Here is an 11,508-nt window from a genome sequence, read left to right on the forward strand (position 1 = left end):
CGCAAAAAGACGCGGCGCCACTGGGCAGCCAAAGTGTCAGATTTTTGTGAATTCGCTACGAAAATTATCGCCCAAAAACCTCTGCCACTTTGTCTGCTGCTTAACTTGGCGTTATTAGTCAAGGAGGAGCGACGCATGGTGTTCTGGTCAACAAAACCGGACACATTATTTTTCTGATTTCTCATACTGAACCAGCGATAGATCATTGTTCGATGAATGCAGTTGATTCAGGTTGTAGTATTTGACTCCTGCGTCACAATTGCGGTCAGTCGCTTTGCTTAAGGAATCAAGAAAAGAGGCGGTCAGCCATGCTTAAAGCGCCTTTCTCGCCTCCAGTTTCGCTGGTTAAACATCCGGTATATCTGCTAATTCAGCGCCGTCAAGGCGTGTGAACAATAGAGTCATTACCACTCTCGTCTCTGGCCCGATACTTAATGCATTGAAATTCATAAAAAATGCGATATGATCAGAAAAAGGATATTTGAAAAAATAAAGTAAATTTGTATTCGTTCGACCGGTGATCGCTAATAGTGGAGCTCCCACTTCATTGAATTTACCTATATTTGCTTCAATCAATGCTGAAGACTTTTCTTTGTTAAGGGTGCCAAAGAGATATAAGGCGCAAGTCTTCTGAATAAACTGTTAGGCATGAGAGGTGATTATGCCGAAAACTCGGAAATCCATACCCCAAGAATTTTTTGATTACGCCGATCGTATTAATGCTCTTGATTATGAAGGCTTTGCTGGAGAGGTAATAGACGCTGAGACTGTGATCGAGGCTTTTTTGGATTCGATACGTCGGACTAGTACTGAGCTTCCACCTCGTAATGAGCTAGCAATGGCTTGTATGTGTCTCGCTATCTCAACCCGACAAGAGGATATTGTTAAAGGGTCATGGGATGTTGTACGGAAGCTCTCAAATGAAGAAATTGGTGTTTCCTATTACTCAATCGCGCCGACAATTGAGGAAATGCATAAAGCGGCCGTCTATTCTTGGGAGCAGCAATTGAAGCCTTGCGATAATTACGACGTACCGTTTTGACCAGACCAGACCAGACCAGTTTCGAGTTGTTTCCTAATAAGCCAGGCACGGCGACGTCTACTACATTTTAGATACACATACATTTCGTAGCCGCGCATCCTGGCGGAGTTATAACTTAATACTATCGTAGAAGAAATATATGAATTCGAGATTGTCAGGGTATCAATTGCTCCAGTTAAAAAATTCAGTTGTTGCCGATTTTGATGCTTCTAATTGGAGAGAACTAGGTGCGCTAACAAATAAACTTGATGAAGTTGAGGGGCATGACCGGTTGCTAAGGAGCTTAAGTTGGAAGGATCCAGATTATGAAGGATTAGCGCTAACTTTTATTCGAAAAATGATTGGCTCTAACGACGAAAATCTTTCTTTAGTTCAAGACTATATTTCAAAGAAATGTAAGATTTCAGGCGAAGATATCTCTAGTGAACAATCTGATAGCAAGAAGGTAATATTTAGTCCTAGTATTTTTAATGTCCCATCAGATCCGGTGGATTCAAACTTGGTTTCAGTAATGATGCCTTTTTCTACAAATTTATCACCTGTGTATAGCTCTATTCAGTTAGCTGCAACTAACGCGGGATTGACCTGCACTAGAGCTGACGACATATGGGATCACTCGACGGTTATTCAGGATATATTTTCTTTAATATTTCGTTCTTTTATTGTGGTTTGTGACTTTACTGGAAAGAACCCCAATGTTTTCTATGAGGCAGGTATAGCTCATACTCTTGGTAAACACGTAATCCCGATTACTCAAGTCGAGCAAGATGTGCCTTTTGATTTACAGCATCATAGATACATAAAATACCTAAATAATACAGAGGGTGTAGGAGTTTTGAAGTCAGCCTTGGAGTCACGTTTCTTGACTCTATCTCAAAAAAGAAATCCAAAATGGTTATAACAAGCCCGTCAATTACGGGAGCGTGATGTCTTTCTAGAGAGCGGCGTTTGTCCGAAGGAGAGATTTTTAAGTTCAGAGTCTTGTCAAATACTGCTTTTCTTATCGCCGTAGTGCCTGTTTTTAATTGAGTTGAGAGTTTGTGGAACACGCGATTAGATAAAGTGCCAACGGAAAAGGAAGTGATGTGGTTATTGATAAGATAGTTATAGATAATTTTAAAGGGTTTAATGGATGCTTTACACTGCCATTAAATAGTGGTCTAAATATTATAGTTGGTGACAATGAGGCTGGGAAATCCACCATCCTTGAAGCTATCAATCTAGCCCTCACAGGTCTGTATAATGGACGTTATTTACGAAATGAATTAAGCCAGTATTTGTTTAACAATATTGCAGTCGAAGAATATTTAGCTAGCCTTGCAACGAATAAACCCTTACTTCCGCCAAGTATACTAATAGAGCTATATCTCAAGGGAGAGGAAAGACCGTTTTTAAAAGGAACTAAAAATACAAGTGGTCTTGATTGTAGCGGTGTATTTTTAAAAGTTGAGTTTGATGATTCATACAAGCCTGTTTATGAAGAACTTATTAAATCTGGTGATCTAAAAACTCTTCCGATTGAGTATTACCATATTGTTTGGAAAGGATTTTCAAGAGATCCAATTACTGCAAGGAATATCCCTCTAAAATCTGCTTTCATCGACTCATCAAGCACCAAGTTTTCTAATGGCTCCGATGCCTATATCAACAGAATTGTAAAAGAGCTTTTAACTTTAGAAGAAATAGTCAATATATCTCAGTCACACAGAGAGATGAAAGAAAGCTTTATGGACAATCAGTCCATTCAAGCAATAAATAATAAGCTAACCACCGCCTCAAAGGTGACAGACAAAAAAGTCACTATATCAGTCGACCTGTCATCCAGAAATGCTTGGGAGAGTAGTTTAACTACCTACATCGAAGACATACCATTTCATTATGTAGGTAAAGGTGAGCAAAGCATTATAAAAACAAATCTAGCTCTAGCGCACAATAAATCCAAAGAAGCCAATGTGATCCTGTTAGAGGAACCTGAGAATCATCTGTCTCACAGTAAGTTAAATCAATTAATTATGTTGGTTAAAGATAGTTGTACTGAAAAGCAAATTATCGTGACAACTCATAGTAGTTTTGTAGCAAATAAACTAGGACTGAACTGTCTTACTTTGCTAAATGATAGAAAAGCTGTGCAAATGAATGGTTTGTCCCTGGCAACAAAAGCATTCTTTGAAAAAATACAGGGGTATGACACTCTCAGGCTAATTTTATGTGATAAAGCAATTTTGGTTGAAGGCGACTCTGACGAGCTTGTTGTTCAAAAAGCTTATATGGCTGCTAATGGCGGGAGATTGCCCATTGAAGACCGCGTTGATGTGATTTCTGTTGGAGTGTCATTTTTACGGTTCCTTGAGATAGCTGAGAAGATATCTCAAAGGGTTTGTGTTGTCACAGACAATGACGGAGATATCGGCGCTCTCTTGAAAAAATATAAAGCCTATTTAGGCGACAATGCGAAGCCTGAAATAACAATACATTATGATGACGTGGTTGATGCTGGGGAGTTGATGATTGGAGATAGCAAATTCAACTACAACACCCTTGAGCCAAAATTTCTAAAAGCAAATGGGCTTGACCTGACGAAAGAAATACTAGGTGTTGAATATGCTTGTATTGATGACCTTCACAGGTACATGAAGTCAAACAAAACAGATTGTGCATTAAAGATTTATGACAGCGCTAAAGAAATAACTTACCCCGGCTACATTATTGAGGCTATTTATGATGGCGAATGATTTAATCATAGCCTCTGCTGGATCGGGCAAGACGACCGCTCTTGTTAAAAAAGCAATCGGAAAAGCCAATGCTGGTGAGACAGTGCTTATCACCACTTTCACAGAAGCTTGTGAAGCGGAAATAAAAAATAAACTGGTTGAAAATAGTAATGGCTATATTTCTGACAATATTACAATTCAGACTTGGTTTTCTTTTCTAATCAAACACGGAGCTAAGCCTTATCAAGATTATGTCATTGATAATGAGATTACAGGTTTAATTCTAGTAAGCGGTAAATCAGGTTTACGACATGAAACAGAAGGCGGAAAAAAGTTTTATTGGGGTGAAGCTAAAAACCTCTATGAGTTCTATTTTTCGAAAAGCGGAAAAATATACTCCGACAAGTTAGCTAAGTTTGTAATTCGGTGTAACAAAGATTCAGGTGGGAAAGTTATTGAGAGATTGTCACAATGTTTTGACAATATCTTTATTGACGAAGTCCAAGACTTGGCTGGGTTCGACTTAGAAATACTGAAATATCTATTCACTTGTCAGTCAAATATATTGCTAGTTGGCGACCCTCGACAAGCAACTTACTCTACCAATAATGCGCAAAAACACTCAAAATTCAGAAAGTCCGAGATAGTTAATTTCTTTTCCGACGACACTATCAATATAGACACGGACGATAAACTATTGACGGTTAATCATCGTTGCTCACCACAGATATGTGAATATTCAAATACACTTTATCCTGAATTGCCAAAATCTACATCAGGAAACGACACTGTGACAGGTCACGATGGAATCATTATCATTGATAAACTCAATGTCGACTCATATCTGGAAGAATACCAACCGGTACAGCTTAGGTACTCTATTAAGACGCCGGTAAATACAGACTACCCTGTATACACCTTTGGTAAATCAAAAGGGTTAACTTTTGATAGAGTCTTAATCTATCCTACTGGGCCTATATTTAATTGGCTGGTAAGCTCAGAAAATGGACTTAAAGGAATATCAAGAGCTGGGTTCTATGTGGCGCTTACGAGAGCAAGGTTTAGTGTAGGTGTTGTTCTCGAGTCAAAGCAATACAATGAGATCAAAGGTATTTCCGTGTATCGAAACAGGTATTATCAGAAATAGTAAGGGAGCAACCACATAAAAAATCAATGCACTCGGGCTTGGTATGGCTGTCACATTTGTTGTCCCAAAAAATACGCCAACTCCACCAGTCCAGTGATTGAGGCTTTATGTTTTAGAAGAAGGTCAGCTTTGATTTTCGCTATTTTAGTAGCTAGCCCCGAAAAGCATAATCGTATTGATCCTGACCATTTGAACCCACAACCAGACTTGGACATGCGGTATGAAAGGCTGTTGCGTCATGTGGATTCAAATGGTCAACGCAACACTCTAATCTGTAGAAGCAGAACAGGAGTGTCGTCCATGAAACAAAGAAAACGAATCTACTACTCAGAAGTGCAGAAAGCCGAAATGTGGGATCGCTGGCAAAGGGGTGATTCTATGCACGCTATAGCCAGAGCGTTTGATTAGAAAAGTACCCTTCATATTTTTCGCGATAGTCGCCGGAGTGTGCGGTGTTAATTTAGGCTTAATACGGATCAGAACAACGGCCATCACTGCTTGTATGTGATCTCTGGATTTTGGTGGAGCTAAGGGTAAGGCCAGTAATGTTTTCATGCTCTCTTTGCAGGGCGATTCTCAAGGTTCTAAATCAGATTCCCCACTTTTGCTTAACCCCTTGGTAATTAGCTGTCTTTTTTTGTTGTTTAGAACATTTTCTTTACTGCTAAAATATTCTCTCTAGCGCAAACTTGGGTTTGCGTCGCGACTTCCCATTTCAAGTACGGGCTCATGCCATTCAGACCCGTGTGGGGCTGGTGATGATAAACGTCGATATATTCCTCGATAAGCTAGTGAAGCTCATTTAGGGAATAAACCGGATACTTCTCCGCTTGATAGGGTCGGTTTTGGCCTAGTTTGCCAAAAGTGGTGCCACCCATTAGGTGGAAGCACCGTTTTTCCATCGAGTCGAAATTAGACTCTACGACGGCATAGTGATTGGGGTAATAGGGCGCGCCGGGTTGCAAGTCAAAGCATAATTCCGAAGCGATATGACGAACAGCGCTGTTGCTGTTTTCAGAGCCATTGTCATGCTGCAGAACGATAGGGATAACCCGCGTTGCTTGGGGATCGTCAGCGCACGACATGAGAATCGCACTAATCGTCGATGACGAAATTGGCAGATTTAAAGATAAGCGCCAACCAGTCATAACCCTTGTGCACACATCAATGAGAATGGTTAGCCATGGACGGATACTCGTATTAACGCCATCCACCTTGACGAAAACGTTCAGGTTGGTGGCGTCAATTTGCATTGCTCCGCCGATGATCTCGGGATGTTTCAGTTTGCCTCCGTGGGTGGAGGACTTGCGGTGCTGGGTGGTGCTGGATCGAGCTTTGGATCTCTGGTAGGTATCATATTCCTTCACCCTGCTTACGTAGGTGGTGAAGTGCGGAATAATGCGATCAGCTTGTGTTGTGGTAAGTTCGGGGTGCAATAGCTCCTGGCATCGAAGGCGAAATTCCCCGTATTCTGATGTAGCCGTCGGGTTAGCCTTGGAGTTGTGAAGCTCCCTGATTGTTGATTCCATTAAGACTTCATACTGCTCATTGATTCGTTTTTTACGCGGATTGCCGCGGTCGTCGATAATGAGCAGTTTTGAGCTGTGTGTTCCCTTCTCTTTGGTCTTCCTTTGCCATGCTTTCGCAGTTTCGTAGGTGCATGTTTGGCGGTGTTAGATTACGCTTGGCCGCCTTGCGGGCGAACTCCTACGTAATATCTCTGACGACGCTCATTTGCAGTGCCTTTGGAGCGCCTCTCACAAAAGGGTCAATTTCGCGGCCGACGGTTTTACGGTACCGGTAGTCAAAGCGAGTGTCTTCAGATGCATCGCCGAGGCGCAGTTCGATATTTTGCTCAGTTAGCGGAGGGTCGAGTAGAGACGCTTCACTGCATGTGAGCATCCTCGCAAGCTGATCTGGGCTGCAATGAGTGACTTCGTTGCCGTCAATTTGCATCAGTCGGATCATTGTTTGCTGACCTGTTGGAATGCGGTCGATGGCGTACATTCGGCCATTACGCCAACGAATTCGGTCGCGAACGCTAAGCATGTCTACTGGTGATGGGAAGTTTGTATTAGTCATTGTAATTCTCCATTGAGATGACGAAATTACTCCCGAAGGGAGTCGAGTGATCCGCAAAAAAACGTCCGGTATATAAGCCGTAGGCTGTACCTCGTTGAACGGTCTGCGGGGGAATGAGAGTGAAAGCACGAAGCGGTGCTTCCCCTCCAAAGGCGATCAATGCGTCTTCAACGATTGATGCCGTTTTTTTGAGAACTTTTGTTTCGGATTCCAGGTGGGCGTATAGTTGAAAAATATTCGCGCACACGGGCTGTGATTTGATGTGTTCTTCGGTGAAGGTCTTGAGTTGTTTGCACGCTAATTTATGTGTGAATTCGGGTGTTCTCCGTGTGAAAAATTACCAATAAATAGCAGATTAGATCTGCATTTATTTTCCAACGGATACCGCTTATCACTCCAAAATAAAGTCTCCCACACGCAGAATGCGGAAGTGGAATTCGCAAATTGACGCCAAGATGGTGGTCAAATTGAGAGTTAGGGGTGGGGATTGAGCAAAGTGTATGCGTAATTTTTTGATAGGTTTGATGCTAAAATCCGCCATTGTTAACCTGTTGTTTTAGTTAGTAATAAATTGTAGTGTGGTTCATCAGTATTCGCTGCTTTTGTAGGTGTATTGAGTTAGCGGTTTGTCGGTATCGGGTAGCCTTTGTCCCATCATATTTGCGTAACCCTGATCTGCTTAATTGCGATCGGGTGGTCTGGTGGTAATGAGGCAGACTTTACTATTCAGTTAAGCAAATATATGCACGTTAGTGTGTACGTTGTGGCGATTATAAGCAGCGTTGCACTCTAATAAAGCAAATGTCAGGCACAAATAGGGAATGTTAATCCATGCTTGGACTTCAATTACGAGAAGAATTTAGCGGGAAGCGATTGAGCGGCACAATGATTGAGCTGCACAACCGTAAGGGAACGGGAGCGCTTGATAAATCTGCAAGCGATTTCCTGAAAATTACCTACCCTTCCATAGATATGCTTAAAACTGTCGAAGCAGTGCAGGCTGGGCGCGCCGAGCCTGTTGTTATTATAGGTGCTCGGGGACAAGGTAAATCTCACTTGATGGCAGCGCTTTCGCACATGCATCAAGACCCGACGGCTACCAAAAATTGGTTAAGCGATTGGGCCGCGAGGCTAGATAACCCTGCGATAGCTGATCTTGAATTGCAATACGGTATGCATGTCATTACTGAAAGCCTTCACTTGCAGAACTATAAATATCTGTGGGATGTGCTGTTCGAGAACCACCCACACGGCACATTTGCACGGGGTAAATGGGCTGGGGGCGGTGAAAATAAAACCGAAGTCCCAAGTTTTGACTTGATCCTTGAAATGGCTGAAAAGCAGCCTTTCGTGCTTATTCTTGATGAGTTTCAAACGTGGTTCGAGGGGCTGACGAATACCAAGCAGTACCCTTGGCGTAACTGGGCATTTAACTTCATTCAAATCCTTTCTGAAATCTCCGAAAGATACCCTGAATTACTCACGCTGGTTGTTTCAGTGCGTGAAGGCGGCTCAGATGCGGCTCAACAGATATTCCGGGTAAACCCCGTACGCATCGATTTCAAAGGGCCGGAGGCGAAGCGAGATCGGCAGCGTCTACTTCTCTACCGCATCTTTGAAAATCGCATGAATATTTCAGATGTGGATGTTCATGGACTAATTCATACCCACATCGAAGAATCTTTACGCTTAAACCATATTTCTGGATCGGAGCATGAGAAGCATCGCGCTGAATACGTGGAGGCTTGGCCATACTCCCCAAAGCTCTTACGATTGCTCGACGACCAGATTCTTATTGCTACGGCAACTCAGGAAACCCGCGACCTACTGCGAATTCTGGTTGATGTGTTTAAGGCTGCGGGAGACAGTGCGTCCATTTTGACAGCCGCTGACTTTAAGTTAACGAGCGAAAAGGCGGGTGTTACCTCGTTACTTGATTCGGTGGCAAATCAATTGCTTCGTGATTTGCGAGAAAATGCCCTTCGGAATTTGGAGGCAGTGCAAAACGGAGTGTCACAAGAACAGGTTCCTCATTTGGAGGCGATTCTCTCGGCGTTATGGCTTAGATCCATGTCCCTGGAAAATCGTGCCGGAGCGGAGCCTGCTGAATTACAGCTCGATATCACCGACGTCGTTGCCATTGATGACAATCAGTTTTCCGCAGAATTAGCGATCATTGAGGACAATAGTTTCAATATTCATCGCCAAGCTAATCGGCTTGTCTTTAAAAATGAGGTCAACCCTCAGGCAAAGCTCTTGGCGCATGCCAGAAACGAAAAGCTTTTCCAGAACGACGAAGATGTGGATCACCTTGCGAAAGAAATTCGCTACGCCTTAGTTGGCGAAAACAGTCAAGCAAACCTTTATCGAACGATCGTTTTAAAAAAGCTCTGGAGAACAAACCCTTGGGCAGAAGTTGAGGAAAGGGATTTACCCATTAACTGGGATAACCGTATCCCCGTTGTTATATTGCCAAAAGCCAGCGTCGATAATAAAGAGCTCGGCGAATGGGTAAAAAATTACGTACCTAAATCACGAAATACGGTTCGCTTTCTGGTTCCTCGGGCTGGGACGGACGATGTCTTTTTTGATAAGTCGCTACTTGTTTTAGCCCGTGCAGTTTATCTGGCGAGTGATTGGAAAAACTCCGAGCGAGAGTACACACCGCTTCATTTAAGGTATCAAAAGGAGCTACGTGAGCAGCTTCAATCGCGCTTTGACCGCTTTGCGATCTTGGTCGTTTGGAATTTTGCAGACTCTTCGCAATGTGAGTTTGAGATCTCGCAGCACGGTGCCGAAGGAGACAAAATTCTCGATAAAGTCGATAAGAAAATTCGCACTGAGTTGTTCATTCCTGAAGATTTCAATGAAATGCTTATCGATGCAGCGACTGCCAGTCGTAGTGTATCGGATTTAATTGAACAGCTTAAAGAGCCGGCGCCAAAAGGAGCTGAAAGCATTCCATGGTTGGGAGAAACTGAAGTAAAAGAGCGGATTGGACGGGCTTGTGCAGATGGGAAGATTGCAATCAACTCGAAAGGTAGTTTGTACGAGAAGAAGCCCGCAGAGCCAACTGAGGATGCTTGGCTGCGGGTTCGAGGAAAATTAGGCACGGGAAAGGAGCTGCAAGAAGCCACGCTGCATTTACCGGGTGGGTCTGTTGGCTCTGGTGGCGCTATCCCTATCGAGTCTGTGGTTCCAGGGGCTATATCCGGGCCGGTAACGACCGGAGTTACTGGTGGTGGAAAAAGTTTAACTCCGCATCCTGGCTCTTTGTTTGGTGGCTCAGATTCCGTCGCTAGGGTGCGTCACAGTGCTGAGAATACGTCGACACTGAGTTTGCTTGGCAAATTGGAGCAATGGGGCATTAATAAAGGCAGTAAAGTTTCTGAGGTGAAACTGTCAACTGTTCAGCTAACTGGAGCGCAACTGGAGCAATTGCTTAAGCATTTACCTGAAGGCGTTACATATACATTGGATTTAGAAAAAGAGCAGCAATCGTAATACCAAAAACGGAAGGTAGCACATGGATAAGTCACTGATTGCCGATATGCATAAACTACCAGCTTCAGAGGTATGGCCCAAGGTGTTTTCAGCGCTATGGCCGATATTTTCTCCGGCGATACGGAAGGATTTGGCGGACGCTAAAACCAATGAGCGAGATCGCGCGATTAAGCCATTAGATGATGTTTTAGCGGGTAGTGCGTGGGGTTTGTGGGCCGAGTTTGAAAGCTCAGCTCCGAAAACCGTTCGCGCGCTCAAGGAGTTTTGGCTTCGTCAGACGACACCTAAAGCGATACTTATTCTTGACGCCCTGTCACTTCGAGAAGTTCCTTGGATACTTGAGGGGGCTCAGCAGCGCGGTTATAGTATTCATGTTGCGGGCGCGACGGCGTCCGAAATACCTGGCGATACTACCCCTTTCGCAAAAGCCTTAGGTTTTGGTCAGCGTACCAAATTGCAAAATAATGCGGGTAAGAGCACTGCATTTCCGGATGCATTTACCGAATCCACTGATTTACCTTGGCAAGATTGTGCCAGTTTAATAAAAGCGGATTCGAATATTATATTTTGGCATCATTGGCCTGATACGCGGATGCATCATCTTGCGGACAAGGGCGATGGTTATAAAATCTTAGCAAAAGAAGCCGCTGAGATACTAACCGGTGATGATTTTTGGGGCTTTGTTGATAAATTGGCTACCGGGCGTCGTTTGGTAATAACTGCTGATCACGGCTACTCGAACACTGCTTTATTCCCGGATATATATCCACTGGATCAAAAAGAATATTTGAAAGAACAGTTTAAGTCTGGCCGAAATCAAAAGCTAAAAAACGACGCAGTTAATCAACACTGGGTGCCGCCATTGGCGCAGTCGTTGAATACAACGCATGGTAATTGGAATCTCGTATTGGGCCGAAAAAAATGGCGTAGCCAAGGTGGGTACCCCAGCTTAGCTCACGGCGGTCTCAGCTTGCTTGAAGTAGCTGTGCCATATATTGAATTGTCAAAAACGAATGTTTAAT

General features: G+C 43.4%; 8 protein-coding genes. 6 read left to right on the forward strand and 2 right to left on the reverse strand.

The features are described 5' to 3' along the window. Positions 1 to 661: 661 nt before the first annotated feature. From ACI955_RS09900 to ACI955_RS09915, 4 genes are all read left to right on the forward strand, one after another. Positions 662 to 1,042: a hypothetical protein gene (locus ACI955_RS09900; RefSeq protein ID WP_415243586.1), complete on the forward strand. Its 381-nt coding sequence runs from the start codon at positions 662 to 664 to the stop codon at positions 1,040 to 1,042. Between the two features lie 166 nt (positions 1,043 to 1,208). Continuing rightward, positions 1,209 to 1,943, forward strand: a complete 735-nt coding sequence (locus ACI955_RS09905; RefSeq protein WP_415243587.1) for a hypothetical protein — start codon at positions 1,209 to 1,211, stop codon at positions 1,941 to 1,943. Between the two features lie 184 nt (positions 1,944 to 2,127). Beyond that, positions 2,128 to 3,774, forward strand: a complete 1,647-nt coding sequence (locus tag ACI955_RS09910; protein WP_415243588.1) for an ATP-dependent nuclease — start codon at positions 2,128 to 2,130, stop codon at positions 3,772 to 3,774. Then, entirely contained in the window at positions 3,761 to 4,900 is a 1,140-nt protein-coding gene (locus tag ACI955_RS09915; RefSeq protein WP_415243589.1) for a UvrD-helicase domain-containing protein, read from the forward strand. The genes ACI955_RS09910 and ACI955_RS09915 overlap by 14 nt, the downstream gene beginning before the upstream one ends. A gap of 788 nt (positions 4,901 to 5,688) precedes the next feature. Here ACI955_RS09915 and ACI955_RS09920 read toward each other — a convergent pair. After that, positions 5,689 to 6,336, reverse strand: coding sequence for a hypothetical protein (locus ACI955_RS09920; RefSeq protein ID WP_415243590.1), 648 nt, complete (start codon positions 6,334 to 6,336; stop codon positions 5,689 to 5,691). 271 nt (positions 6,337 to 6,607) lie between these two features. After that, positions 6,608 to 6,982 (reverse strand): hypothetical protein, encoded by a 375-nt coding sequence (locus ACI955_RS09925; protein ID WP_415243591.1) that lies wholly within the window; start codon positions 6,980 to 6,982, stop codon positions 6,608 to 6,610. 831 nt (positions 6,983 to 7,813) lie between these two features. On the opposite strand from ACI955_RS09925, the gene ACI955_RS09930 reads away from it, so the two are divergent. Together ACI955_RS09930 and ACI955_RS09935 are read left to right on the forward strand one after the other, a co-directional pair. After that, positions 7,814 to 10,486, forward strand: coding sequence for a hypothetical protein (locus ACI955_RS09930; protein WP_415243592.1), 2,673 nt, complete (start codon positions 7,814 to 7,816; stop codon positions 10,484 to 10,486). A 22-nt stretch (positions 10,487 to 10,508) separates the two neighbouring features. Continuing rightward, positions 10,509 to 11,507: a hypothetical protein gene (locus ACI955_RS09935; protein WP_415243593.1), complete on the forward strand. Its 999-nt coding sequence runs from the start codon at positions 10,509 to 10,511 to the stop codon at positions 11,505 to 11,507. Position 11,508 lies beyond the last annotated feature (1 nt).

It is taken from the genome of Zhongshania sp. (assembly GCF_047636175.1).
Taxonomy (GTDB): domain Bacteria; phylum Pseudomonadota; class Gammaproteobacteria; order Pseudomonadales; family Spongiibacteraceae; genus Spongiibacter.

Excerpts from the sequence above, each read along its gene's own strand:
- ACI955_RS09900 (WP_415243586.1), top strand. The coding sequence starts at position 662 with ATGCCGAAAACTCGGAAATCCATACCCCAAGAATTTTTTGATTACGCC.
- ACI955_RS09915 (WP_415243589.1), top strand. The coding sequence starts at position 3,761 with ATGATGGCGAATGATTTAATCATAGCCTCTGCTGGATCGGGCAAGACG.
- ACI955_RS09925 (WP_415243591.1), bottom strand. The coding sequence starts at position 6,982 with ATGACTAATACAAACTTCCCATCACCAGTAGACATGCTTAGCGTTCGC.
- ACI955_RS09930 (WP_415243592.1), top strand. The coding sequence starts at position 7,814 with ATGCTTGGACTTCAATTACGAGAAGAATTTAGCGGGAAGCGATTGAGC.
- ACI955_RS09935 (WP_415243593.1), top strand. The coding sequence starts at position 10,509 with ATGGATAAGTCACTGATTGCCGATATGCATAAACTACCAGCTTCAGAG.